The 24,811-nt window shown below is 66.2% G+C and carries 23 protein-coding genes; 13 read left to right on the top strand and 10 right to left on the bottom strand.

What is annotated here, in order from left to right; genetic code table 11:
* Positions 1-211 precede the first annotated feature (211 nt).
* The 8 genes from A5759_RS04255 to A5759_RS04220 all read left to right on the top strand — a co-directional run bounded on the left by A5759_RS04255 (position 212) and on the right by A5759_RS04220 (position 10,739).
* Entirely contained in the window at positions 212-1,816 is a 1,605-nt protein-coding gene (locus A5759_RS04255; RefSeq protein ID WP_068194241.1) for a DASS family sodium-coupled anion symporter, read from the top strand.
* Complete coding sequence (locus A5759_RS04250) at positions 1,813-2,859, top strand: tartrate dehydrogenase (RefSeq protein ID WP_068194239.1); 1,047 nt, start codon at positions 1,813-1,815, stop codon at positions 2,857-2,859. Before A5759_RS04255 ends, A5759_RS04250 begins: the two co-directional genes overlap by 4 nt.
* 145 nt (positions 2,860-3,004) lie before the next feature.
* Positions 3,005-3,328, top strand: a complete 324-nt coding sequence (locus A5759_RS04245) for a WXG100 family type VII secretion target (protein WP_068194236.1) — start codon at positions 3,005-3,007, stop codon at positions 3,326-3,328.
* Between the two features lie 3 nt (positions 3,329-3,331).
* Entirely contained in the window at positions 3,332-5,626 is a 2,295-nt protein-coding gene (locus tag A5759_RS04240) for a hypothetical protein (protein ID WP_068194233.1), read from the top strand.
* 42 nt (positions 5,627-5,668) lie between these two features.
* Entirely contained in the window at positions 5,669-6,115 is a 447-nt protein-coding gene (locus A5759_RS04235) for an SRPBCC family protein (protein WP_068194231.1), read from the top strand.
* Positions 6,112-7,866: a sulfatase-like hydrolase/transferase gene (locus A5759_RS04230; RefSeq protein WP_068194227.1), complete on the top strand. Its 1,755-nt coding sequence runs from the start codon at positions 6,112-6,114 to the stop codon at positions 7,864-7,866. Before A5759_RS04235 ends, A5759_RS04230 begins: the two co-directional genes overlap by 4 nt.
* A 394-nt stretch (positions 7,867-8,260) precedes the next feature.
* Entirely contained in the window at positions 8,261-9,895 is a 1,635-nt protein-coding gene (locus tag A5759_RS04225; protein ID WP_068194222.1) for a fatty acyl-AMP ligase, read from the top strand.
* Positions 9,896-9,932: 37 nt separating this feature from the next.
* Positions 9,933-10,739, top strand: a complete 807-nt coding sequence (locus tag A5759_RS04220; RefSeq protein ID WP_068194218.1) for a GAF and ANTAR domain-containing protein — start codon at positions 9,933-9,935, stop codon at positions 10,737-10,739.
* On the opposite strand, the gene A5759_RS04215 is transcribed toward A5759_RS04220, so the two are convergent.
* Genes A5759_RS04215 through A5759_RS04205 form a run of 3 tightly spaced genes read right to left on the bottom strand, consistent with a single transcriptional unit; the run spans position 10,736 to position 13,385 of the window.
* Complete coding sequence (locus tag A5759_RS04215; protein ID WP_068194293.1) at positions 10,736-11,494, bottom strand: GAF and ANTAR domain-containing protein; 759 nt, start codon at positions 11,492-11,494, stop codon at positions 10,736-10,738. The two genes, A5759_RS04220 and A5759_RS04215, sit on opposite strands and share 4 nt — an antisense overlap.
* A 37-nt stretch (positions 11,495-11,531) precedes the next feature.
* On the bottom strand, positions 11,532-12,233 hold the full coding sequence (locus A5759_RS04210; RefSeq protein ID WP_082961966.1) for a GAF and ANTAR domain-containing protein: 702 nt from the start codon (positions 12,231-12,233) through the stop codon (positions 11,532-11,534).
* Between the two features lie 39 nt (positions 12,234-12,272).
* Positions 12,273-13,385, bottom strand: a complete 1,113-nt coding sequence (locus A5759_RS04205; protein ID WP_231984539.1) for a glycosyltransferase — start codon at positions 13,383-13,385, stop codon at positions 12,273-12,275.
* A gap of 224 nt (positions 13,386-13,609) precedes the next feature.
* Here A5759_RS04205 and A5759_RS26060 point away from each other — a divergent pair, with 224 nt between their 5' ends.
* A complete protein-coding gene (locus tag A5759_RS26060) occupies positions 13,610-13,747 on the top strand; it encodes a hypothetical protein (RefSeq protein WP_197505949.1) in 138 nt (45 codons plus the stop codon).
* A 20-nt stretch (positions 13,748-13,767) separates the two neighbouring features.
* Here the strand turns inward: A5759_RS26060 and A5759_RS04200 are convergent, their stop codons facing one another.
* The 7 genes from A5759_RS04200 to A5759_RS04170 form a co-directional block, all read right to left on the bottom strand.
* Entirely contained in the window at positions 13,768-13,965 is a 198-nt protein-coding gene (locus A5759_RS04200; RefSeq protein ID WP_068194213.1) for a hypothetical protein, read from the bottom strand.
* A 74-nt stretch (positions 13,966-14,039) separates the two neighbouring features.
* Positions 14,040-15,167, bottom strand: coding sequence for a fatty acid desaturase (locus tag A5759_RS04195; RefSeq protein WP_068194208.1), 1,128 nt, complete (start codon positions 15,165-15,167; stop codon positions 14,040-14,042).
* A gap of 155 nt (positions 15,168-15,322) precedes the next feature.
* Positions 15,323-16,126: a transglutaminase family protein gene (locus tag A5759_RS04190; protein ID WP_068194205.1), complete on the bottom strand. Its 804-nt coding sequence runs from the start codon at positions 16,124-16,126 to the stop codon at positions 15,323-15,325.
* Entirely contained in the window at positions 16,123-17,625 is a 1,503-nt protein-coding gene (locus tag A5759_RS04185) for a wax ester/triacylglycerol synthase domain-containing protein (RefSeq protein WP_068194199.1), read from the bottom strand. Before A5759_RS04185 ends, A5759_RS04190 begins: the two co-directional genes overlap by 4 nt.
* A 37-nt stretch (positions 17,626-17,662) precedes the next feature.
* Positions 17,663-18,112: a DUF5994 family protein gene (locus A5759_RS04180; protein ID WP_068194196.1), complete on the bottom strand. Its 450-nt coding sequence runs from the start codon at positions 18,110-18,112 to the stop codon at positions 17,663-17,665.
* Between the two features lie 238 nt (positions 18,113-18,350).
* Positions 18,351-18,554: a cold-shock protein gene (locus A5759_RS04175; RefSeq protein ID WP_066849749.1), complete on the bottom strand. Its 204-nt coding sequence runs from the start codon at positions 18,552-18,554 to the stop codon at positions 18,351-18,353.
* A 414-nt stretch (positions 18,555-18,968) separates the two neighbouring features.
* Positions 18,969-19,388 (bottom strand): pyridoxamine 5'-phosphate oxidase family protein, encoded by a 420-nt coding sequence (locus A5759_RS04170; protein WP_197505948.1) that lies wholly within the window; start codon positions 19,386-19,388, stop codon positions 18,969-18,971.
* Between the two features lie 84 nt (positions 19,389-19,472).
* Here A5759_RS04170 and A5759_RS04165 point away from each other — a divergent pair, with 84 nt between their 5' ends.
* From A5759_RS04165 to A5759_RS04150, 4 genes are all read left to right on the top strand, one after another.
* Positions 19,473-20,348: an SUMF1/EgtB/PvdO family nonheme iron enzyme gene (locus A5759_RS04165; RefSeq protein ID WP_068194194.1), complete on the top strand. Its 876-nt coding sequence runs from the start codon at positions 19,473-19,475 to the stop codon at positions 20,346-20,348.
* Positions 20,349-20,520: 172 nt separating this feature from the next.
* Complete coding sequence (locus A5759_RS04160; protein ID WP_197505947.1) at positions 20,521-20,760, top strand: hypothetical protein; 240 nt, start codon at positions 20,521-20,523, stop codon at positions 20,758-20,760.
* 177 nt (positions 20,761-20,937) lie between these two features.
* The gene (locus A5759_RS04155; RefSeq protein WP_068194188.1) at positions 20,938-22,302 is read left to right on the top strand and encodes a flavin monoamine oxidase family protein; all 1,365 of its coding nucleotides are present in this window, start codon (positions 20,938-20,940) and stop codon (positions 22,300-22,302) included.
* Between the two features lie 80 nt (positions 22,303-22,382).
* Positions 22,383-24,725 carry an AAA family ATPase gene (locus tag A5759_RS04150; protein WP_082961965.1) on the top strand — a complete coding sequence of 781 codons (2,343 nt, stop codon included), beginning with the start codon at positions 22,383-22,385 and terminating at the stop codon, positions 24,723-24,725.
* The last annotated feature ends 86 nt before the right edge of the window (positions 24,726-24,811 follow it).

Below are 24,811 nucleotides of genomic sequence, written 5' to 3'. Positions count from 1 at the left end.
CGCGGATGCGGATAACCACTTGGCATGCGCAACGCTCCTAAATCCAGGGATGTTGCACTGACCGTATGAATCTGCCCGCCGGATGCGTGCGGGTAACCCACGTTCGGCGACCGGCCGGATGCGCTCGTGATGTTTAGCCCCGCCCGCTCACCGGGCACTCCCTCCCGGCGATTGTGGCGTTGCACACACCACCGGGTGGACGGAGCCGGCAATGAGCACGGAAAACCAGGTCACACCGACCGATGTCGACAAGGCACTGCTCGGCAGCGCGACCTACCGAAGTCTGGGCGAACAGAAACTCTCACCGCGAGAGGAACGGTTCGAGAAGGGCCGCCGCACGCTCGGCCTGTTCCTCGCTCCGCTGCTGACCGCCGTCTTCCTCGTCCTGCCGATGGACATCCCTCGAGAGCAACAGGTGCTTGGCGCGGTCCTGCTCGGCGTGATCGCGCTGTGGATCACCGAGGCGGTGCCGATTCCGATCGGCGGCCTACTCGGCGTGGCGGTCGCGGTGTTCCTCGGGGTCGCACCCGTCGACGACGTGCTCGGCCCGTTCGGATCCTCGACCATCTTCACGTTCATCGGGGCGTTCATCCTCGCCCAGGCGATGCTCAAACACGGTGTGGCGCGACGCTTCGCGTTCCGCATCCTGGCCCTGCCGCGAGCCGGCCGCTCGACCACCGGCGTCATCCTCGCGTTCGGCGCGATCACGTGTCTGCTGTCGGCGTTCGTCTCCAACACCGCGACGGTGGCGATGCTCCTGCCGACGGCGATCGGCATCCTGTCCGTGATCGCCAAACTGCTCCAGCAGCGCGGCGACGTCGAACCCGACTTCGATCCGCAACGCCTGCGGGTGGGCGCGGCCCTCATGCTGATGCTCGCCTACGGCGCCAGCGTGGGCGGCCTGCTCACTCCGGTCGGCAGCCCGCCGAACCTGATCGGGCGCGGGCTGATCGAAGAGGCCACCGGCGAGCGGATCAGCTTCGGACAGTGGATGGTGCTGGCGATTCCCATCTGCTTCGTGATGTTCCTGTTGTTGGCGCTGATCCTGCTGCGGCTCAACAAACCCGAGATCAAACGCATCGACGGCGTCGCCGAGTATGTGGCCAGCGAGCGCGAGAAGCTGGGCAAGCTGTCGCGGGCCGAGAAGAACACCCTGATCGCGTTCGGCGTCACCGTGACGCTGTGGATCCTGCCCGGTGTGGTCGCGGTGATCACCGGAACCGAGTCCACCACCTACGAATTCGTCAGCGACCGGCTCGACGAGGGCGTGGTCGCGGTGTTCGGCGCGTCGCTGCTGTTCCTGCTGCCCACTGACTGGCAGAGCCGCGAGTTCACCCTGCGCTGGAAGGACGCCGCCGAAATCGACTGGGGCACAATCATCCTGTTCGGTACCGGCATCATCTTCGGCTCGCTGATCTCCTCGACCGGGCTAGCCGAGACCATCGGCACCTCCGTCAACGACGCGCTCGGCCTGACGAGCGGCATCGCGATCACCATCTTCGCGGTGATCCTGGCGATCATCGTCTCCGAAACCACAAGCAACACCGCGTCGGCCGCGGTGGTGGTGCCGATCGTGATACCGGTGGCGATCGCCGCGGGCATCAACCCGTTCGTGCCGGCGCTGGCGGCGACGTTCGCGGCGTCGTTCGGCTTCATGCTGCCGGTGTCCACCCCACAGAACGCGATCGTCTACGGCTCGGGCGTCGTCCCGATCACGAAGATGATCCGCTCTGGCGTCGCGTTCGACATCGCGGGCGCTATCCTGATCATCATCTTGCTGCCGCTGATGATCAGCCTCTTGGGATTGGGTACATGACCGAAATCGCCGTCATACCCGGTGACGGGATCGGTACCGAGGTTATCGCGTCGGCGCGCGCAGTGCTCGACGCGGTCGCGAAGAAACATGGAATCGCGTTGTCGTACACCGAGTTCGACTGGTCGTGTCAACGATACGCGGACGAGGGCGCGATGATGCCCGACGACGGAATCGAGACACTGCGCGGGTTCGACGCCATCTTTCTGGGTGCGGTCGGGTGGCCGGGCGTGCCCGACCACGTGTCGCTGTGGGGTCTGCTCATCCCGATCCGCCGCGCGTTCCGCCAGTACGTGAACATGCGGCCGATCCGGGTGTTCGACGGCGTCGAAAGCCCGCTGCGCACGGCGCAGGATGTCGACTTCGTCGTGGTCCGCGAGAACGTCGAGGGTGAGTACAGCGAGATCGGCGGTCGGCTCAATCGCGGCTTTCCCGACGAAATGGCGGTCCAGGAGTCGGTTTTCACGCGCAACGGCGTCGGCCGGATCGCGGACTTCGCGTTCGAGCTCGCCCGCACCCGCCACGGGTACGTGACGTCGGCGACCAAGTCCAACGGCATCGTGCACACGCTGCCGTTCTGGGACGAGGTGGTCGCCGAGCGGGCGTCGCACTACCCCGACGTGCGGCTCGACAGTGAGCACATCGACGCGCTGGCCGCCAAATTCGTCCTGCAGCCACAGCGATTCGACGTCGTCGTCGGCTCGAACCTGTTCGGCGACATCCTCAGTGACCTCGCCGCCGCGGTGGCGGGTTCGATCGGGATAGCTCCGTCGGCCAATCTCGACCCCACCAAGCAGTACCCGTCGATGTTCGAACCCGTACACGGGTCGGCCCCCGACATCGCCGGGCAGGGCATCGCCAATCCGATCGGCGCGGTGTGGTCGGCGGCGCTGATGCTCGAGCATCTCGGGCACGCGGACGCCGCCGGTGAGGTGATGGGGGCCATCGAGTCGACACTGGCCGCACCGGAGACCCGCACCGGAGACCTCGGCGGGCGGGCGTCGACCGCCGAAGTGACCGACGCGCTCGTCGCGCGATTGGGGTGACCGACCCCAGCAAACTCCCGTGCTTCACCGACACCCCGCAGAGACGCTGCCAAAATTCGTGCATCTAGGGGTATCTCGGCGATGGTAATGTTGGCCGGCAAACATGTGTGTCCCCTGGACCGTCGGCGAGCGTTGGGAAAGGCGAATGAGCGACAATCTGCGGGTAGACCCGTTGGAGGTCCGGATGGCCGCCGACCACGTCAACGCGGCCGCCGACAGCCTCAGGTCTGCCCACGGCACCGCGCACGAGCGAATGGGCGCCGCCGCGCCCGGCTGGATCGGATCGAGCGCCTCGGGGCTCTCAGCAACCACCACGAAGTGGGAAGAGGAGTCCGCCGCGCATTACACCGAACTCCTCAAACACGCCGAGGATCTGCGCTCGGCAGCGGAGAAGTATGTCCGCACCGATGACAACGCCGCTACCGAAATCGACTCTGCGGGAGCGAATCTGGGCACCATGGGGCTCTGACCCGTGGACATGACGTTGGCCGACGTTGCGCGTTGGCAACCCGAGCAGATCGACGAGGTGTCCAAGGCGGCGGCGCACCGGGCCCGCACCAGCGGTGAGACGGCCGAGGCGCTGCGCAATCTTTCGGTGTTCGGGACGTGGAAAGGCCGGTCCGGCGAGGCCGCGCAGCAGGCCATCGAGCAGTCGGCCACCAAGCTCAACACCACGCAGAAGGAAGCGATCCTGGTGTCGCTGGGCGCTCAGAAAGCCGCGGCCGATGCCCGCGCGGTCAAGAACGACCTCAACAGCCTCATCGACTATGCGGCCGCCGCGCCGGCGGTGCAGCTCGACCTGAACACCGGCACGGTCACTCCTCCCGACACGACCGGGTGGACCGATGAGGAGATCGCGCAGCTCGAGAAGAAGATGGCCGAGGTGGAGAACCGCGCGGTCGCGGTGCTGGCTGCCGCAGAAGAGGTCGACGGCGACCTGGCCCGGGTGCTGTCCGCGGCCACCGGCGGCGATCCGGACACGCCCGCCGAGCAGGGCAGCGCCGACGGCGAATCGCTGCAGGACGGGGAGCTCACCCCCGAAGAGCTCGCACGCCTTCAGGAGAACACCACGCTGACTCCGCAGGAGCAGGAAGCGTTGGCGCGCGGCGAGTTGGTGCTGCCGGCCAGCCAGATGGACTACCTGAACCAGCTGTCGCGGTCGCTGGATGGCAAGAGCCCCGCCGCGATTCGCGCGATGATGGACAAACTCGGCCCGAACGGCGGACGCGTCGCCGACGCTTTGCAGCTGGTGTCCAACGAGAACATCACCGTCGCCGGAGCCAACCCCGACGCGAAACCGGGCGACGCCGGCTATGTACCCACCCGCGGTGGCATGCAGAACCTGCCGTCGGGCATCCGCGAAACATTCGAGGCGCCGCTGCGCGGACCCACCGCCCCCACCGCCGGAACCAACGACAAGGGCAACCCCACCCTCGAGTGGCCCGACCCGTACAAGCCGTTCCCGCACCTCGACGAATACCGCGATGTCGCTGCGATCGTGTCGGCCGGTGACGCCAAGCTGCAGCAGGGCACCGCCTTGGACAACGCGCTGCTGGACAAGTCCGAGCAGATCCTGCAGAACATGCACGAAGCACCCGACATCGCCTGGAAAGAGGACATCGGACTGGGCCAGCGTCTCGTGGACCCCACCGTGCAGGACATGCTCAACGCCGCAGGACGCGACCCGATGGCCGTCCACGACGCGCTGGCCGGAGCGGACGGCAAGACGCCCAACGGCGGCTTCATCGAGGACCTGTTCACCCACCAGTGGGCCGACAACGGTGCGGCGGCAGGCAATCTGCTCAACGGCACCGGCACCGGCGCCGTCCCGACGGACCTGGCCGATCCCACCCAGGCGTTCCAGGCCGAGCAGGCGGGACAGACCATGCACGCGGTCGACAAGTGGGCCGGGGAGAACTCCCCGCGGTTGCTCGACATCCCCGGCACCGACGGACAGTCGCTCGGACAGGTCAATCCCGACCTCGCGCGTGCGCTCGCCGACGCCAACAAGCCGTATATCGACGACATGCTGGGCAATCCGCTCGACAACACCCGCGGGTTCGCACCGCTCGACGATCTGAAGAATCCCGAGATGCCGGTCACCCGGGACCTTTTCGCGGTCATCGACACCGACCCGCAGGCCGCCGCCACCCTGAACAGTCAGGCCTACCTCAACGGCATGCAGTACCAAGCGAACTTCGAGCAGTCCGTCATCGACGGCGGCACCGTCGACACCGCGGATCTGCAGTCGGCGGGCACGTTGCGCGGCATCATCGACTCCGGTGCCAACATCGCCGACAACGACGCGATCAAGTACGGCAACCTGCAAGAGGTCCGCGCGTATGAGAGCCGCCAAGAGTGGTTCGAGTTCGCCAAGACGGTCGGCGGTGAAATCCCCGGTGTCAAAACATTTCTCGAGTGGCACGACAAGATCGGCGGCGACATTTTGCACGACATCTTCGTCGGGGATGCGCCGGTGCCGAACGACCCGACCTATATCGTCCAGGAGAGTTCCGAAGCGCTGCAGTACGCGGTCGCCCAGCGGTTGCTCGACAACAACATCGGCGATCCGCGGTTCTTCGCCGAGGCCGGGTTGATCGATCCGGCCACCGGCCAGCTCAAACCGCTCGAGGACGGCTTCGCCGACTTCCGGACCGCGCTCACCAACTACTTCAACGGGATCGACCCGTCGGTCAAGGGGGGCATCGAGGACTACGAGGACGCCTACCGGGACGCCCTGCCCCGGCCGCCCGCTCACACGGGATGACGTTCGCCTGACGGCATCGTAAGTTTCACGTACGGTGGGGCCGTGGCCGAAGCCGACCGCAACCGCGTCATTGCCGCGAGCCCGACGCAGATCTGGGATGTACTAGCCGATTTCGGCGCCATCGCGTCGTGGCTCGACGTCGACCACTCCTCCATCCTGACGCGCGGTCCGGACGGCGGTTTGGACGGAACGGCGCGGCGCGTGCAGATCGGGCGCAACACCCTGGTCGAAACCGTCACCGAATGCGATCCGCAGTATGTCCTCGCCTACGAGATCGCGGGCCTGCCCAAGTTCTTCGGCACGGTCAGCAACCGCTGGAAACTCGAACCGACCAGCGGCGGCGAGACGGTCGTGACGATCACCAGCACCGTGCGCAAGGGCCGCGGCAGAACGCAGCAACTCGTCGAACGCCTGGCCTGCCAGGTGTTGGCCCGCGGATCCGACAGAATGCTCGATGCGCTGGCGAAGCGATTGGAGAACACCCCATGACAGATCGGCCCGACATCGTCATCGTGATGACAGACGAGGAGCGCGCGGTTCCGCCTTACGAGGCACCCGAGATTCTCGCCTGGCGCCGAGAGACGCTCACCGGTCGCAAGTGGTTCGACGAGCACGGCGTGAGCTTTCGCCGGCACTACACGGGGTCGCTGGCCTGCGTGCCCAGTCGCCCGACGATCTTCACCGGCCAGTACCCCGACCTGCACGGCGTCACCCAGACCGACGGCATCGGCAAGACCGCCGACGACTCCCGGATGCGCTGGCTGCGCGCCAACGAGGTGCCCACGCTCGGCAACTGGTTCCGCGCGGCCGGCTACGACACGCACTACGACGGCAAGTGGCACATCTCGCACGCCGACCTGACGGACCCCGCCACCGGTGAGCCGCTGGCCACCAACGATGCCGACGGCGTCGTCGACCCGAAGGCGGTGCAGCGCTACCTCGACGCCGATCCCCTTGGACCGTACGGATTTTCGGGCTGGGTCGGCCCGGAACCGCACGGCGCCCCACTGGCCAACGCGGGGCTCCGGCGCGATCCGCTGATCGCCGACCGCGTGGTGGCGTGGCTGCGGGACCGCTACGACCGCCGCCGTGCGGGAGACGTCGACGCCATGCGGCCGTTCCTGCTGGTGGCCAGCTTCGTCAACCCGCACGACATCGTGCTGTTCCCGGCGTGGCAGCGGCGCAGTCCGGTGCGCCCGTCGCCGCTCGACCCGCCGCCGATCCCGCCGGCGCCGACCGCTGACGAGGACCTGTCGACCAAACCCGCCGCGCAGATCGCCTATCGGGAGGCCTACTACTCGGGCTACGGACCAGCTCCGGCCATCGACCGCACGTACACCCGTCAGGCCCAGCGGTACCGGGACCTGTACTACCGGCTGCACGCCGAGGTCGACGCCCCGATCGATCGCGTGCGACGCGCGGTCACCGAGGGCGGCTCGCAGAACGCGGTGCTGGTCCGCACCTCGGATCACGGCGATCTGCTCGGCGCGCACGGCGGACTGCACCAGAAGTGGTTCAACCTGTACGACGAGGCGACGCGGGTGCCGTTCGTGGTGGCGCGGATCGGTGAGCAGGCCACGCAGCCGCGGACGGTGACGGCGCCGACGTCGCACGTGGACATCGTCCCGACGTTGTTGGGCGCCGCCGGTGTCGACGTCGAGGCGGCGGCGGCGAAGCTGGCCGAGACCTTCTCCGAGGTGCACGACCTGCCGGGCCGCAATCTGATGCCGGTGGTCGACGGCGCGGCGGTGGACGAATCGCGAGCGGTGTACCTGATGACCCGCGACAACGTGCTCGAGGGTGATACCGGCGCATCCGGTATGGCCCGCAAGCTGAAGATGTCGACGAAACCCCCTGCACCTCTGCGGATTCGGGTACCGGCGCACGTCGCGTCCAACTTCGAGGGACTGGTGGTGCGCGTCGACCAGGCCGGCGGCCAGGGGCATCTGTGGAAGCTGGTGCGGACGTTCGACGATCCGGCGACGTGGACGGAGCCGGGGGTGCGTCATCTCGCGGCCAACGGCATCGGCGGCGAGGCCTATCGGACGTCGCCGCTCGACGACCAGTGGGAGCTGTACGACCTGACCGACGACCCGACCGAGGCCCGTAACCGGTGGACCGATCCGGACCTGCACGACCTGCGTCAGCACCTGCGCATGCAACTCAAGCAGGCCCGCGCGGAATCCATCCCGGAGCGCAACAGTCCCTGGCCGTACACCTCGCGCCGTTCCCGAATGTGAATCCTCGGCGGGATCCGCGACTCGAACCCGACATCCGTTCACCTTCGGGGTCGGGGTGATACCGGCCGCAGTTGACGTTCGCTGTCAAATGTTTGCTGACCGCCGAACCAAGCCTGTACCGTTCTTCTTGGGTTGATATCCCAGCCTCGCGGAACTCGTCACGGCGGCGATCTGACTTCCCCGCCGACAATGGAACAGCCACCACCTCAGCCGTAACGCGGCGCGCTGCCACCACCAGCGCTCCCGAGGTGAGTACAGTCGGGATGCCTGACAAGCTCCGCACCTCGCTTCGGCCGAAGCGACGGATCATCTAGGTAGACGAAATCGTCCGGCAATCGCTGCCGGACCACCGCAACACATACGGCGTCGTCACGCGAGGGGCTAAGGGATTGAAGTGAGTCAATTCACGGAGATTATGTACCGGAACGCCCGGTGGAGCACCAGAGGGATGGTCACCGGCGAACCGGTCGCCCCCGTGCGACACACCTGGGCCGAAGTCAACGAGCGGGCCAGCCGGATCTCGGGCGGGCTGGCCGCGGCGGGTATTGGACACGGCGACGCGATCGCCGTGCTGGCCGGCGCGCCGGTGGAGATCGCGCCGACCGCCCAGGGCGCCTGGATGCGCGGCGCCAGCCTGACCATGTTGCACCAACCCACTCCCCGCACCGATTTGCTGCGCTGGGCCGAGGAGACCACCGCCGTCATCAACATGATCTCCGCGAAGGCCGTGGTGATCAGCGACCCGTTCCTGGCCGCCGCCCCCGTGCTGGAGACGTTGGGCATGACGGTGCTGACCATCGAGACACTGCTGACAGGCGCTTCCATCGACCCGGTCGAAACCACCGACGACGACGTCGCGCTGATGCAACTGACGTCGGGATCCACGGGTTCGCCCAAGGCCGTTCAGATCACCCACTCCAACATCGTCGCCAATGCCGAGGCCATGACCGTCGGCTGCGATTTCGACATCGACAACGACGTGATCGTCAGTTGGCTTCCGTGCTTCCACGATATGGGGATGACGGGCTATCTAACTGTCCCGATGTACTTCGGCGCCGAGCTGGTGAAGATCACACCGGTCGACTTCCTGAACGATACGTTGTTGTGGGCCAAGCTGATTCACAAGTACAGGGGCACCATGACGGCCGCGCCCAACTTCGCGTACACGCTGTTCGCGAAGCGCCTGCGACGGCAGGCCGCGCCAGGCGAATACGACCTGTCGTCGCTGCGTTGGGCGCTCTCGGGCGCCGAACAGGTGGACCCGCAGGACGTCGAGGATCTCTGCGCGGCGGGCAGACCGTTCGGTCTGCGGCCCGAGGCGATCGTGCCCGCGTACGGAATGGCGGAAACCACTGTGGCAGTGTCGTTTTCCGAGTGCGGCCGCGGTATGGCGGTCGACGAGGTGGATGCCGACCTGCTGTCCGTGCTGCACCGCGCGGTGCCCACGAACAAGGGCCGCACCCGCCGGCTGGTCAGGCTCGGTCAGCCCTTGGACGGTCTCGAGGTGCGGGTGATTGACGAGGACGGCGCCGACCTGCCCCCGCGCGGCGTCGGCGTCCTCGAGGTGCGCGGCGACCCGGTGAGCAGGGGCTACACCACGGTGGCGGGCTTCCTCCCAGCCCAGGACAAACGCGGCTGGTACGACACCGGCGACCTGGGCTACCTCACCGAGGACGGCGAGATCGTGGTGTGCGGACGCGTCAAGGACGTCATCATCATGGCCGGTCGCAACATCTATCCGACCGACATCGAACGTGCCGCCGGTCGCGTCGACGGGGTGCGGCCCGGCTGCGCAGTGGCGGTGCGGTTGGATGCCGGATTGTCGCGAGAATCGTTTGCGGTGGCTGTCGAGTGCAAGAACTTCGAGGACCCCGACGAGGTACGCCGCGTCGAGCGGCAGGTCACGCATGAGGTCTTCGCCGAGGTCGACGTGAGACCCCGCAACGTCGTTGTGCTCGCACCGGGCATGATCCCGAAGACACCGTCGGGCAAGTTGCGGCGGGCACACGCGTTGGCGCTCGTGAGCTGATATCGCCGCGGTGTGACGGGTAGATTCGGGACCCACCATGGCGGTTTACGACGCGCAACCTGGACGGCGATCGACCTCGGGGGCCGATCTGTCGGCCGCACAGCGCGACGCCGACGAAGCCGACCTGGACGCCGGCCTTGCGGGGGTGGCCGGCGTGGTGGCGGATGCGCGCGATATGACCGCTCTGCTCACAGAGGTGGCGGAGTTCGCGGCGCGCGCCATACCCGGCGTCGACGGCGCCGGTATTGCGCTGAAGCAGTTGCCCGACGGCGCACCGCGCATCGAGGCGTGGGCGGCAACGGCGGAGTTCGTCAACGAGATCGACCGGGTCCAGTACGAAGAGCTGCATGAGGGACCGTGTTTGACCGCGATGCAGTCGCGGCGGCCTACCGTCAGCGGGTCGTTGGGCTCTGACAGCAGGTGGCCCCATTTCGGCGGACGGGTGGCGCGGATGGCGGTGCATTCGGCGCTGTCGCTCCCACTGCTGGTCGACGACACGGTCGTGGGCGCGATCAACGCCTATGCCCGTGCCCGCGATGCCTTCGGTGAACACGCGGTGCAGTTGGGGAATCAGTTCGCCGGTCCCGCAGCGGTTTCGGTGTACAACGGCCAGCTACTCACACATGCCCGCGAGCGGACGCAACAACTGCAGCGCGCGTTGGGCAGCCGTGCGGTGATCGATCAGGCGATAGGGATCATCCGCAGCCGATCCGGCGCGAGCGCAGAGGAAGCGTTCGACCGCTTGACGCGGCTGAGCCAGTCGCAGAACGTCAAGCTGCATGTCGTTGCCGAACGCCTGCTGGCCGAGGCGGTGCGCCGCGCGCGAGCCCGGCACCAACCCTAACCCGTTGTGTTCTGGGCGAATTCGGCTATCTTCGCTACGAGACCGGGCCGGGCCCGCCGATCGGTCATCAGCATGCGGGCAACGTCGGTCAGATGCTCACCGTTGACGCGCGCATACGTGCGCATCATGGTGAAGCCGTCTTCGACCGATACGTCAAGCAGCTCGCGCAGAAGACCCTTGGCCTGCTCGACGACCACCCGGCTGGCCAGCGCGGCGCGCAGTCGCGGCAGGACGGTCGTCGGGGTGGGCGCACTCCCCTGCAGCAGCGCGACACACGCGATGTGGGCCAGGGTCTGGGCCGCGAGAAGATCGGCGTCGTTGAGCTTTCCCGTCTTGGCGCCGAACAGGCCTAATGCGCCCAGCACGAGGCCTGCCGCGCGCATCGGAACGGCGTGGACCGAGGCGAAACCCACCTCCAGCGCAGCGGGAACGAACCTCGGCCAGCGCTCGTCGGCGTCGCGCAGATCCGCGACCGAGACCGACCGGGCGGTGGCGTAGCAGTCGACGCACGGGCCCTCGTCGGCCTGAAGTTGGAACAGCTCGAGTTCACGGGCCTGCTCGGAGGTCACGGCCAGCAGCCGCAGTTGATCAAGCGGGTCGGCCAGCAGGAAACCGGCGGCGGAGACGTCGAGCAGTTCGGCGCACCGTTCGGTGAGCTCGGTCAGCAGGTCGACGACGTCGAAGTCCTCGAGGAGAGTATCGACGAGGAATACCACCGCTTCCAGGACGCGGCTTTCGCGAGGGATGTCAATCACGGTGCTCTCCATTGTGAACGCGGCGTCAAGGCGGGCATCAGTCAGCCTCCAGCCGTAGTCGGCGATCGAGGATGTCGCGAGCCACTTCGGTTGCGCTGCGTCCGGTCGAATAGGCGTGTGCGCGCAGCCGGACCAGGGCTTCGGCCGGTTCAACCCCGAGCTGCGCGACCAACATGCCGGTGGCCTGGCTGACCTCGACTCGGGCTAACGCGTGTATTTCCGACCATTCATTGCTGCCGGGATCGGAGAGGGCTGCGCGAAGGTCGGTGTCGAGCATGTCGAGCAGCGGAACGCCGGCCATCTCGGCGGCGACGGCGGCGCCTGCGAGGCCGTCTCGCTCGAGAGGACCCGGCTCGGCCCGGAACAGGTCGAGCGCACCGACGTATTCACCGGCGATGACGACCGGCATCGCGAAGACGCCCCGGACTTCGAGATCGACCATGGCCGGCGCGTAGACGGGCCAGCGGCGCTCCTCGGGGTCGTCGAGGTCATCCACCAGTACCGGCGCACGGCCGGTGACCGAGTCTAGGCACGGGCCCTCGCCGAGGATGAACTGCAATTCGTCGTATCTGCGCGCAGAGGCGCCGCTTGACCCCAGCGTCGCGCTGCTGACGCCGTCGAAGACCAGGGAGATGGCCACCGCGTCGACGCCTAACAGCATTACGCACGCCTCGCAGAGCCGGTCGGCGGCATCTACTCCGCGTCGACCGGTGACGGCGGCGAGCAACTGGTCGTGCATCCATCCATCACCCCGGTCGGTTACGGATCCGGCAGACGGTCATACCGGCACCCGTTCGGGGGTCAGGAGACTTCGGGCAAGCCGCATGTAGGCACCTGCTACGGCCTGCCATGCCATGTCCGGAGCCATGCGCCGCGCCTCGGCGGCCATCGCGCCCGAGAGCCGGGGCTGGGTGACGATCTGGCGCAACGCCGCCGCAAGTCCGGCGGAGTCGTCGTGGTCGACGACCGCGCCGGCCCCGCCTGTGAGTAGTTCAGAGGCGTGCGGAAAGGCGGTGGCCACCACCGGTCTACCGTGCGCGATCGCCTCGACCAGCACGCTGGAGGCTACTTGCTCCGTGGAGTCGTAGGGCAGTACGACAACCGAGGACTGCTGGAACAGCGTGGCCAGCATGGTTCCGTCGTAGTGGCCGGGGTCGAACGACACCGAACCAGCGACGCCGCATTCATGCACCTGTTCGATCCTGGCTTCCCGGTAAGCCTCGCCCTCGACGGCCAGGACCTGCGGATGCGTCGGGCCGGCGACGAGATACCGCGGCCGACCGGGAACGTCGTTCAGCGAGGCCATCACGTCGATGACGCGCTCGACACCGTCTCCGGGCGCCAACCAACCCCAGGTCAGGATGGTGGGCCTGCTGGGACGCTTCAGGCGGACGGCAGAGGGAACCGTCACGCCGTGCGGGATCATCCTGACTTTAAGACGGTCGACGTCATAGTCGCGGCACAGCCGCTGCCGTGCCGCTTCGGACATCACGACTACGTGGCCCGCGGACGCAGCGATCGCCTCTAGCACCGAATGCTGCTGTTCTGTCGGTCTTTTCGGGATGTGCCCGAGGATGACGATCGCTGGGATCGACAACCCGTCGACGATCTCGAGTACATCGTCGGCGCCGCCGCAGAAGTCGTGCTGGACGATCGCGACGTCGGCCTGATCGAGCGCGTGATCGCTCGAATGCGGGCTCGCGGAATCCCCCACGACGCTGACCTCGACCCCCTGGCCGCTCAGCGCACGCGACAGACCCGCGGTGAACCGGGCCAGCGCGCAGGATTCCGGCGCGGGTGTGCCAAGGATGCTGATGCGTGTGCGGTGTGGATTACGTTGGTGCTGAGTGGAATTCGATCCGAAGAAGACAGATGTGGGCGATGCGTTCAAGGCCGTCCCAACTGAAGGATTGGTACCGGCGTGTCCGGCATGAGCGGTTGCTCGGCGCGATCAGCGGAAGTCGGCTGACACGTTCCGGAATGGCTGGGTTCCCAACTCCTTGAGGCTACACCCGCATAAACGCTCGACTCCTGCGGGTACAGCTACGCGGTCGACACCTGGAGTAGTGTCGTGGCATCGGGACCATCCAGGCCCCCGCGATCAAGGGGCCAGCAATGTCTGACAAGTCTCCTCGGCAGTCGATGTCCAAGAAGTCCGGTAAGTCTCTGAAGGAGAAACGGGCCGACAAGCACGCCAAGTCCGCCGCTAAATCCGCTTCCGCCGATGTGGTCGGCGATCTCAAGAAGCGCTGAAGGCTACTCGGTGTAGCCGCCTAACCCCAGAACCGCCGCTTCTTCCAGCGGCTTTCGTCGCCTTCGACGTCGGTCCACTCCCCCACCGCGTATCTGTGGGACTGCGTGGCGCCACCGCGGACGACGTCGAGCGTGCCGTCGCCGTGCTTGATGTAAGCGTCGCCGAACCGCATGTATTTGTCTGTTTTTCCGTTGGGGCGCGTGACGGTGACGGTCATATTCGCTTGGTCCTTTTCAACCGGACATCTCGGCTTGCGGAGCAAGCGGCCCGATGATCACCACAGTACGCCGGTCACGCATACTTTCGCTCCGAAGCGGTCTCGGGGGCGTCGTCGCTCGTCGCCGTGAGAAAGCGGTCCGGCAGCGCCAGCTTGTGGATCGTTCGCAACGTCAGAAAGTATTGGCGCACAAGCGAACCACTTGTGTAGGGCAGGTCGTACTTGTCGCAGACGGCACGCACCCGCACGGAGATCTCACCAAGGCGGTTGCTCGGTAGGTCGGGAAACAGGTGGTGTTCGATCTGGTAGCACAGGTTGCCGGTCGAGAACGCCAGCAACGGGCCGGCGTCGATGTTGGCGGCGCCCAGCATCTGCCGCAGATACCAGTCGGCGCGGCTCTCCTCGTTGATGGCGTCGGCGGTGAATTTCTCGGCACCGTCGGGGAAATGGCCACAGAAGATCACCACATATGTCCAGAGGTTGCGTATGAGGTTCGCCAACGCGTTCGCGGACAGCGCGCGACGCCACCGCCGTCCACTCAGCGCCGGGAAGACCACGTAGTCCTTGACACCCTGTCGGGCGATCTTGCGGAGAAGCTTCCTTCTCTCCCGCGTGACCCGCACGGTGTCACCCTCGGCGCGGTCGCGTTCGGAATGGACGCCGTGCAGCGCGATACCCCACTCGAAGATGGCCGCCAGCAGCAGGTTTCGCAGAGGCTGCAACAGATGCACTGGTTGCCAGGGCTCGTCGCGCGTGATCCGCATGATGCCGAACCCGAGGTCGTCGTCCACACCGACCACGTTGCTGAACACGTGGTGGCGGTAGTTGTGCGAGTACCTCCATTGCGCCGAGACAGCGACCATGTCCCATTCCCAGGTGGTGGAATGGATTTCCGGATCGTTCATCCAATCCCATTGCCCATGGGACACGTTGTGGCCGATCTCCATGTTCTCGACGCACTTGGCGAACGCCAACGACGCCGTACCGAAGAGCCAGCCGGTGCGCGACCGGCTGACGCCGATGAGCAACCGCCCCGCCACTTCCAGCGCCCGTTGGAACAAGATCGTGCGCCGGATGTAGGCAGCGTCGCGTTCGCCGAGCGACTCCTCGATATCGCTGCGTATAGCGTCCAACTCGACACCGAGGGCCTCAATGTCTGCTTCGGTCAGGTGGGTGTACGCACCGATGTCGGTGATTGCCAAGATTCGTCCTGTGTTCGTACGGGCGGTGGAGCGGGCTCGTGTTCGAGCCATTGGTGACAGCGGACCACCGGCCGGAATCGAACGACGAAAGACAACGGCAGCACGTCGGCTGCGACCAGTCTAGAGAAAAATCCTGGGGGCCGACGGCGGTGGTGTCAGCCGATCGATACCAGTTGGTCGACCGAGTCGGTGGGCAGCTCGCCGTCGACGACCGCCGTCACCAGCAACTTGTCCAGCGTGATAGCGCCGTTGTGGTTGGTCAGGAAGGCGATGTCGGCGGCATCGCGTCCGGCGGCGATACGCACCAACGACTGGCGCGGTGCCAGCAGCGTCGCGTCGACCACGCGCCAGGCGTCGTCGACGAGCGCCTCGGCGACCGCATGAAAGTCCATCGGGTACAGCCCGGGGGCATACACCGATACCACCCGGGCCGGCACGTTCACCGCCCGCAGCAGAGCCACGACAAGGTGCGCGAAATCGCGACACACTCCCTCGCCGGCCAGCAGTGTGTCGGCCGCACCGTCGATCGGGTCGCTTGAGCCGGGGACATACTTCAGGCGGGTGCCGACCCAGGAGGACACGTTCTCGAGCAGGGTCGTCGAGTTGAGGTAACTACCGAACTCGGTCGCGGCGAAACCGTAGAACTTGTCGGCCTCCGCGTAGCGACTGGGACGCAGGTACATCAACCGGTCGTAGGGGGTGACGGGCGCGGGATCCGTCCGGCCGACGATCGTCGCGGCGTACTCCACCGTCAGCGTGCCTGTGGGCACGGACAGGGTGTGCATGCGGTTTCCATGTGCGCCGCTGATCTCGGTCGGTTCGACGGGTTTGCCGTCGAGAAGAATTGAAAGCTGCTCGTGTACTTCGGCATCCGGATGCGGCGCGACGGCAATCTGGAACTCCAACTCGGTCGGATCGGTGATCTCGACCTGGAGTTCGACTCCTACCTGCCGCCTCATGAAGGCATCGATTCTGCCTGTCGAGACCGGTGCGACTTCAGCTCGGTCACCACAGACCTCCCCTCACCGCGCGGTGAGTCTTCGGCGGCGGCAAGTAGCACGCCGATCGCCTCGGCGACACCGCTGGCGATGTCATCGACGCGCGGCACATTGTCGGGACACGCGGAAACGCACAGGCTCATCGCCTCACCATGTGTGATGACGCAGATGTTCAGTCCACAGCCCTCGGTAAGCGGCTCAGATGAATACATGGCGACCACCCTGGCGCCAGCGCAGTATGCGCGGCCGGGATCCTCCGATGAGAATGAAACCGTTGCTTGTGAGCTTGACGCGCGTCGCCTGAGTCCGACACCGCTGAACATCTGTAGGCCTGCACGAGCCAGCCAGGGTGGGAGCAACGATGCCACAGTCGCGAGATCGACTGGGGAATCTATCGATTCGTCGCCATAGAGGTGCGCGATGTTCAACCGCTCGGTCGAGGTATGGAGGTCGGTCAGTACTTGCACCGGGTCATCGACTTGAACCGGGAGCCGCACGTGTCCGACACCCAGCGGATGCGCGTCCTCCGCGGCGTCGCCCGCCGGTCTCGATAGCGGGACGGTCACCAGTAGCGGGTCGTCGGGTACCGCTTCGTGTCGCTGTAGCCATGACCTCAGCGACATCGCACAGGCGGCGAGCAGGACATTCGCGGTGGACCCGCCGAAAGCGTCGCTGATCGTTCGCACGTCGGCCAACGGAATCGATGTCAGTCCCATCGACCGCCGCTTCGTCAGCGCCGCATTAAACACCGTGTCCGGCACGGCGGCGTGCATCGGTGAGACGGTCTCGGATTCCATCCGCGAGTCGACGACATCACGCAGCCGACGACGCACCGCCAGCAGTCCGCTGGTCGCGGCCTCGGCGACCATCCAGACTCCGGTCACCTGAGCCTCGATGACCTCGGCCAGCCAGTCTGCCAGCAATTCTCCTGTTGACGGTGCGGGGCCTGGACCAGCCTCGGCCGGCAAACGGTTGTCACCGTTCGGCTCGGCGGTCGTCAGGCGCCGCCAGATCGATTCGAGCCCGTGGCCCCCATCGGCGAGCACCGGCGATATCTTCACCGCCAATGCCCAACGGCCAGAGGCTAATCCGTCGATTGTCCAAGCCTCCCAGAGCGGTCCTCGAGAGGTTTGCCGCTTGGCGCTCAGCTCCGCCACGAGATCGGCCAGCTCGCGGCGGCCGCCGGGTGCTGGAACTGTTGCGGTGTCAATCTGAGGTGTCGGGTCGTAGTCGGCGATCTCGGCCCATACGGGCTGCCCGATCCGCATCGGCTTACTCACCAGCTCGCTTCGGAAGCGCGCCACCTGTGGCAGGGCCGCCGAAACCAGCTTGTTGAGGCGCTCGTGGCTCAGTCGATCCGACGCCTCGATGACGAGCAGCGCAACGGTGTGCGCGGGTGTCGTCGAGGTTTGCGTATGCAACGCGAAGGCGTCGTTGACAGACAGGCGGGAGGTGCCCATCAGCGCTGTTCCGATCCCCGTCGAGGCTTCAGCGACGTCACGTGCCGGACGTGAGTAGAGACCTCACCGTCGACTCGTTGCCGGTCGTGGCGGCGGCCATCGCGATGGTGTGTGCGAAATCGGCTTCGGTGGCGGCGGGAACCACCATCAGGGTAATGCGGCTACCGTTGCCGTCCAGCACCGCGATCGTATTGGCCGGTTGGCGGTTGTATCCGTCAAGGCGGACGACTCGTCCGTCCACGACCGTCTTCCGCGGCGCCTCCGCCCACTCGGCGATGTTGTACATCACCCGCGACACGGGTCCGAGACGGACCGACAGAACGCTCAGCAGATCGGGAAGTTCCTGCTCAAGATCCTCGCTGTGCGGCCACCAGGCGCCGTCTACGTAGCCACTCGTCGGCCCCTTACGCTTCAAACGCAATCGCGGGGTGTTCTCGGGTCCGTCGTGTCGTCGACCGGAAACTGATGGGGCTTCTTGTACCGCCATGGGATAGTCCCGTCTGAGCCGTCGAACGGCTCAATCACTCAGATCGGTGACGACACGATCTCAAATGGTCGCGTGCGAGATATCGCCGATAGACCTTCAGCGTACGCCACTCGGCCCGAGATCACCGTCCTGAACTCAAACCCTTTGGGCAGCAGTGTATTTCACTATTTCCGCTTCGGACCCACATACGAAAAGTGGGCTGGTGGGAATTCCCACCAGCCCACAGTCGTCGTGCAAGCTAGACGGCGGTTACGCCGATTGCCTGAGGCCCTTTGGCGCCCTGCTCGATGTCGAACTGAACGCGTTGGTTCTCCTCCAGCGACCGGAATCCATTTCCCTGGATCTCCGAATAATGAACGAAGACATCCTTCGCGCCGCCGTCGGGAGCGATGAAGCCGAAGCCCTTATCGCCGTCGAACCATTTCACAGTTCCCTGTGTCATACTTTTCAACTTCTCTCATTCTGAACGGATGTAGATAAACATCCACGTGAGACGCTATCACGCCCACCCCTCACCTCGTTCCGCGAGCGTGCGGGTCTGCACCCGACACGCCGCGGAATTTCGACAGTCTGCGCACGCTCGAAGCGGCGCGAGCGTGCGCATAAGGCGGTTGATTGGATACAACACGCCGTAATGAATGCTCGCGGGCGAGTGTTCAGACGACGGCGATAATCGCCAACTCTTCTACAGCGAACGATGGCCGAAAACCGTACTCGCCAACGCGAATCAATGCGTACGTATATCGACAGGCACTGAGCGCACGCTCGTCGCATCGCGACGGTGCGCAGACCGCCGAGAATCCACGGTGTGTCGACTGCAAGCACGCGCGCTCGCGCCAGAGGACAAAGGAAGGCGCTACTCCGACGAGTAGTCGAAGCTCAGCCAGCGCTGCGGGCGCATCCGGATGATGACCGACGTCGACGTGAGGTTCTGGTCGGTGAAGGTGTTGCCTTCCTCTTCACCGAGGTAGCGGATAGCGATCTCGCGGACGATCGAGTCCTCGGCGGGTTCGATGCCGGTCACGTCGCCCTCGGCGGTGACGTACCGATACGGCGGCGCCTCGTCCTGCGCGGTGATCGAGAACCGGCCGGCGTCCTTGATCAGCCGGTGCTTGAGCGACTCCGACTCCGTCCACAGCAGCACCTCACCGCCGGGCTGATAGCCGTACCAGATCGGAACGCTCAGCGGCGCCCGGTCGCGGCGCTCGACGGCGATGACGCCCACGTGGACGTCGGACAGAAACTTCTCGCGCTCATCGGTCGTCATCTTGGCCATAGCTCAGGCAACCGCTGCGACCACGATCACATTCCCGCAGAGGTTCGCGTCGCGGCATCCGCCGCAGCGCCTAGCCTGGACGTGATGCTGACCGACCTGATCGAGCTGCCCGCGGGCACCTTCGCGATGGGATCGGCCGACTTTTACCCGGAGGAGGCGCCCGTCCACGAGGCGACGGTCGAAGCGTTCTCGATCGAGCGCCACCCCGTCACCAACGCGCAGTTCGCCGAGTTCGTCGCCGACACGGGGTACGTCACCCTCGCCGAACAGGAGCTCGACCCCGCCGCCTATCCGGGCGCCTCGCCCGATGACCTGGTTCCCGGTGCACTCGTCTTCCGCCGGACCCGCGGTCCGGTCAACCTGCGTGACTGGCGGCAGTGGTGGACCTGGATGCCGGGTGCCAGCTGGCGCCACCCGTTCGGACCGCAATCCTCGATCGACGATCGCCCTGAACACCCCGTGGTGCAGGTCGCCTATCCGGACGCGTCGGCATACGCCGCCTGGGCGGGCCGCCGCCTGCCGACCGAAGCGCAGTGGGAGTACGCGGCGCGAGCCGGATCCCGATCCCGGTACGCCTGGGGCGACGAGGTGCAACCCGACGGACGCTTGATGGCCAACGTCTGGCAGGGCCGTTTTCCGTACCGCAACGACGGCGCGCTCGGCTGGGTAGGTACCTCGCCGGTGGCCACCTTCCCGCCCAACGCATTCGGTCTCGTCGACATGATCGGCAACGTCTGGGAATGGACGACGACGCCGTACGCGCCACGCCACCGTCCCGAGGCCCAGAAGTCGGGCTGCTGCGCACCGCCCACCGGCGACCCGTCGAAATTCCAGACGCTCAAGGGCGGCTCACACCTGTGCGCACCCGAGTACTGCCATCGCTACCGGCCGGCCGCTCGGTCCTCTCAGTCGCAGGACAGCGCCACCACGCACATCGGATTCCGCTGTGTCGCCGCGTGACGTTGTGCGACAACATCTTCGCGGCGCCTCGACGCACACGCGGACCTGACTTGTCGGACCCCGCGCATACAGTGCGGGCATGATCACATCGGTCGCCATCGCACTGGCCCGTCCGCGCGGGCCCTTGCTCCGCTATTCGGCCTGCTCGCAAGACCGATGTTGGACTGGAACCGTGCGTGCGGACTCGGTTGACACGGCGATCCTCGACGCCGTACGCCGGGTCCGCGACGAGGCGGGGTGTGAGCGGATCCGGTTCGTGGTTCACCTGCCCCCGCGGAGCACGCTGTGGGCGCTGCGCGACGAGATCGCCTTGTTGATTCCCGGTGCCTACTTGGAGCGGCCGCGGCTTGCCGACGAGGAACTGGTGCGCGCGGCGTACGAAGGACTGCGGTTCGAAGCTTCGACCGCATGAGTCGCGACTCTCGCCCGCCTGAATCAACGGCACCCACAAGACCTTTGCCGACGCAACAGTTTATTGACACAGACGCCAATCGGGCGTTGAGTCTAAATGCCTTCGCGCCTGCTTGAGGGCGCGCCGAGGCTTGCACCCGGCCGTCCGGCCCCGCGCAAATCGATCGAAGGGGCTGTCATGGCAGACGTGGATTATTGCGTCGTGGGTGCCGGGTTCGCCGGTCTGACCGCGGCATTGCGCTTGAAGCAGGCCGGCCATTCGGTGGCGCTGCTGGAAGCCCGCGACCGCGTCGGTGGTCGCACCTTCACCGAGGTCCGCGACGACGGGGCCTGGATCGACCGCGGCGGCGCGTGGATCGGTCCCGGACAGGATGCGATCTATGCGCTCATGAAGGAATTCGGGGTGCCGAGCTACAAGCAGTACACCGACGGTGACGCAATGATGTTCGTCGACGGCAAGAAGTACCGTTACACCGGAACCATTCCGCTGTCGATGAGTCCGTGGGCGGTCGCCAACATCGGCACGGTTTTTCTCGAGCTCACGCAGATGTGCAAGGCCATCCCGGTGGAGGCGCCGTGGACGGCACGCAAGGCGCAGAAGTGGGACCAGACCAGCTGGGCGGCGTGGCTGGACAGGAACACGCTGTCCAAGCCCGCCCGCGAACTGTTGGAAAGCGCCGTCGCGGGACTGTATACGTCTGCGGCATCAGAGATCTCGCTGCTGTTCGTGCTGTACCAGATGGCGTCGGCCGGCGGACCGAGCTTCGTGCTGGGCGTCAAGGACGCGGCCGAGGACGCGCGGCCGGTCGGCGGCATGGGCGCCATCCATCGTGCGGTCGCAGCCGAGCTCGGTGACGTCATCCACCTGTCGCAGCCGGTGCGCAGCGTCGAGCAGAATGCCGACAGGGTGATCGTGCGCTCCGACGACATGGTGGTCAACGCACGTCGCGCGATCATCGCGGTGCCGATCTCGATAGCAAGCCAGATCGCTTATGAGCCAATGCTTCCCGCCGACCGATCGTTCCTCCACCAACGCATGCCGAGCGGGGCGGTTTACAAGATCGCGCTGGTGTTCGACGAGCCGTTCTGGCGGGCCGACGGCCTGTCGGGGCAGTCGTTCGGCCCCGGATCGCCGGCGAGCCTGACCATCGACTCGTGCACCGACACCGGGACTCCCGGGATGCTCACGGTGATCACCGAGGGTCCCGAAGCGCGCCGGTTGACCAACCTCGGCGATGACGAACGCAAGAGCGCGGTGCTGGCTGCTGTCGCAGAACGGCTTGGAAACAAAGCACTTTCACCGGTGGACTATGTCGAACAGAACTGGACCATCGAACGATACTCCGGTGGCGGGATGATCGCGCACGCCCCGCCGGGTGTGCTCACCGAGTTCGGGCCCGCGCTGCGTGAGCCGTGCGGACGGATCCACTGGGCAGGCACCGAGACTTCAGCGGTGATGTACGGGTTCATCGACGGCGCCGTGCGTTCCGGCGAGCGCGCCGCGGCCGAGGTCATGGCCCGCGAGGCGATGGCGATGGCTTGACCGCGGACTGACGAGGCTCAAGAGCGGACCTCCATAGTGTCGGGTCCCTAGCTTCCGCGCGCGCGGGTACTGTGCCACCCGTGAGCGGGGAACTGATCCTCACCGACGAGTTCCGCGAGGCGTTGGCGCTCCTTTCCGGTGGCAAGCACCTGTTCCTCACGGGTAAGGCCGGGACCGGCAAGTCGACGTTGATCCGTCGGTTCATGGCGGAGACGGACCGCAACGTCGTGGTGGTCGCGCCGACGGGTATCGCGGCGCTCAACGTCGACGGTTACACCATCCACCGGCTTTTCGGGTTCCGGACCACGACGACGCTTCACGACGTCACCGGCGGCCAGTACCGGCCGGGCCGATTCGCCAAGACCCTGGCGTCATTGCAGACGTTGATCATCGACGAGGCGTCCATGGTCCGCGCCGACGTCTTCGACATGGTCGCCACCGCACTCGAACGCTACGGCCCCGAACCGGGAGCGCCGTTCGGCGGCGTGCAGATCGTCCTCGTCGGCGACCTATATCAACTCCCACCGGTCGTGGGCGACGGCGAGGAAAGCTACTTCACCACCGTCTACGACACCCCGTACTTCTTCTCGTCCCGCAAGTTCGACCGCGACGACTTCCCCACCATCTCGTTGACGACGGTGTTCCGCCAACTGGGTGATGACCGAATGACGGCCATCCTCAACGAAATCCGTGAGGGCGTGCTCTTGGGCCACGCCCAGGAACAGCTCAACGCCCGCGCCGACAAGGACTTCGTACCACCCGACGACGAGTTCTGGCTGACGCTGGCGCCGACGAACCGGCTGGTGACCGCCCGCAACCGTCAACACCTGGAGCGGTTGCCCGGCGACGAAATGCGGCACCGCGCCAGCGAGTCGGGCGACCTTTCGCTGTTCGACAAGCCGATCGAGGACGAGCTGCGGTTCAAGGTCGGCGCGCAGGTGATGATGCTCAACAACGACCAGGGCGACCGGTGGGTCAACGGCTCGATCGGACGCGTCGTCGGCGTCGGTTACGACCGCTACGGCGCGGTCGTCGAGGTCGAGTTCGCCGACGGATCGTGCGCGGAGGTCACGCCGTTCACATGGGAGGCCACCCGTCCGGTGGTCGACGGCGGGACGCTGCGGCGTGAGGTGATCGGGACGTTCACGCAGTTGCCGTTCAAGCTGGCGTGGGCGATCACGATCCACAAGAGTCAGGGCCAGACGCTGGAACGGGTGGTCGTCGACCTCACCGGTGGCATGTTCTCGACGGGACAGTTGTATGTGGCGTTGAGCCGCTGCACGTCGTTGGCCGGCCTGGTGCTCAAACGCCCTGTGTTGCCCAAAGACTTGAAGACCGATCGGCGGATCGCCCGGTTCCTCCGCAGTTCGGTCAGCGGCGCCACGGCGCGCAAGTATTGCGGGATCGGCATGTTGACCGTCGGCGACGAGGGCCGGATGTCTCGACCCCGGCCGGTGGAACTGGCAGTGGCCTTCGACGACGGCACCGCGGTCTCGACGCTGATCAACCCGCAGCGTGACCTCGCCGATGCGCGAAGTGCTTACGGCATCGGCGTTTCCGACGTGCTGCTGGCACCGACCCTGCGCGAAGCCTGGGCGGTGATCGCGCCGATGCTGGCGGGCTGCACGCCCGTAGGACCGGAGGTGGACGAGACGCTGGGGCTGATTGACTTCGAGCTCAAACGCCTCGGGCATGTGGCGCCGATGCCGTTGGGCATCGAGCTGCGTAAAGCCCGCGTGTCAGGGCGGAGTGCGTTGGAGCGTGCGCAGTCGGCGCTGGCGGCACACGCGGACGCCGACGTCGACACCGGCTCGACGACGTTCGAGGACCCCGAACCGGCGGAATCGGTTTCGGGCCTGTTAGTCAGCCGCGACCCGAACGTACCGACGCCGAAAGCCGATCATCTGCCCGGGTTGTCCGCCCTGTTGCGGATCAGCCGCGACGTGGGGGCCGTGATGCTCGGTGCGTCGGTGCACCGAGACCTCGACTCGTCGTGGGACGCGGCGGCGCGGTCTGCAGTGGCTGATCAACTGCGGGCGGCCGCTTCCCGCGCGCTGCTGCCTGACGAGGTTGTCGCCCGGCTGCACAACGCGTCAGCGCTGCTGGGCATCGACGTGGCGAGCGACGCATCGTTAGTGGCGCGGCATGATATCGAAGACGCAATGGTGCCAGGGGCGCGGATCTGTTTCACCGGAACGGCTTTGGATCCCTCCGGTCGCGTGGTGGAGCGCGAGGAGATCGAGCGGATGGCCGAGAGGGCCGGCCTGAAGCCGGTGCGATCGGTGACCAAGATGCGGTGCGAAGTGCTGGTGACGGCCGAGGCGGGCACACAATCGGGCAAGGCGCGCAAAGCACAGGAGTACGGCAAGCCGGTGTTCACCGCCGAGGAGTTCTTCGCCTGGCTGGCGGATCGTACGCCTTAGTCGCACCGTGCTCGGAGCGGCGCAGCGATTTCGTGCACGTCGCCAATCGCACCCGAGGCGATGGTGTGGATATCGGGATAGGCGTC

This window comes from Mycobacterium sp. 852014-52144_SCH5372336 (genome assembly GCF_001665615.1).
Taxonomy (GTDB): domain Bacteria; phylum Actinomycetota; class Actinomycetes; order Mycobacteriales; family Mycobacteriaceae; genus Mycobacterium; species Mycobacterium neumannii_A.
Note: the sequence above shows the minus strand (reverse complement) of the source record. Positions and strands in the feature narration are given on the sequence as shown.

What these genes read in the sequence shown, in the direction of transcription:
- A5759_RS04200 (WP_068194213.1), bottom strand. Translation starts at nt 13,965, where the DNA reads ATGACCGTCACCGTCACGCGCCCCAACGGAAAAACAGACAAATACATG.
- A5759_RS26060 (WP_197505949.1), top strand. Translation starts at nt 13,610, where the DNA reads ATGTCTGACAAGTCTCCTCGGCAGTCGATGTCCAAGAAGTCCGGTAAG.
- A5759_RS04180 (WP_068194196.1), bottom strand. Translation starts at nt 18,112, where the DNA reads ATGGCGGTACAAGAAGCCCCATCAGTTTCCGGTCGACGACACGACGGA.
- A5759_RS04250 (WP_068194239.1), top strand. Translation starts at nt 1,813, where the DNA reads ATGACCGAAATCGCCGTCATACCCGGTGACGGGATCGGTACCGAGGTT.
- A5759_RS04190 (WP_068194205.1), bottom strand. Translation starts at nt 16,126, where the DNA reads ATGAGGCGGCAGGTAGGAGTCGAACTCCAGGTCGAGATCACCGATCCG.
- A5759_RS04185 (WP_068194199.1), bottom strand. Translation starts at nt 17,625, where the DNA reads ATGGGCACCTCCCGCCTGTCTGTCAACGACGCCTTCGCGTTGCATACG.
- A5759_RS04210 (WP_082961966.1), bottom strand. Translation starts at nt 12,233, where the DNA reads ATGCACGACCAGTTGCTCGCCGCCGTCACCGGTCGACGCGGAGTAGAT.
- A5759_RS04170 (WP_197505948.1), bottom strand. Translation starts at nt 19,388, where the DNA reads ATGGCCAAGATGACGACCGATGAGCGCGAGAAGTTTCTGTCCGACGTC.
- A5759_RS04175 (WP_066849749.1), bottom strand. Translation starts at nt 18,554, where the DNA reads ATGACACAGGGAACTGTGAAATGGTTCGACGGCGATAAGGGCTTCGGC.
- A5759_RS04220 (WP_068194218.1), top strand. Translation starts at nt 9,933, where the DNA reads ATGGCGGTTTACGACGCGCAACCTGGACGGCGATCGACCTCGGGGGCC.
- A5759_RS04255 (WP_068194241.1), top strand. Translation starts at nt 212, where the DNA reads ATGAGCACGGAAAACCAGGTCACACCGACCGATGTCGACAAGGCACTG.
- A5759_RS04245 (WP_068194236.1), top strand. Translation starts at nt 3,005, where the DNA reads ATGAGCGACAATCTGCGGGTAGACCCGTTGGAGGTCCGGATGGCCGCC.
- A5759_RS04230 (WP_068194227.1), top strand. Translation starts at nt 6,112, where the DNA reads ATGACAGATCGGCCCGACATCGTCATCGTGATGACAGACGAGGAGCGC.
- A5759_RS04155 (WP_068194188.1), top strand. Translation starts at nt 20,938, where the DNA reads ATGGCAGACGTGGATTATTGCGTCGTGGGTGCCGGGTTCGCCGGTCTG.
- A5759_RS04165 (WP_068194194.1), top strand. Translation starts at nt 19,473, where the DNA reads ATGCTGACCGACCTGATCGAGCTGCCCGCGGGCACCTTCGCGATGGGA.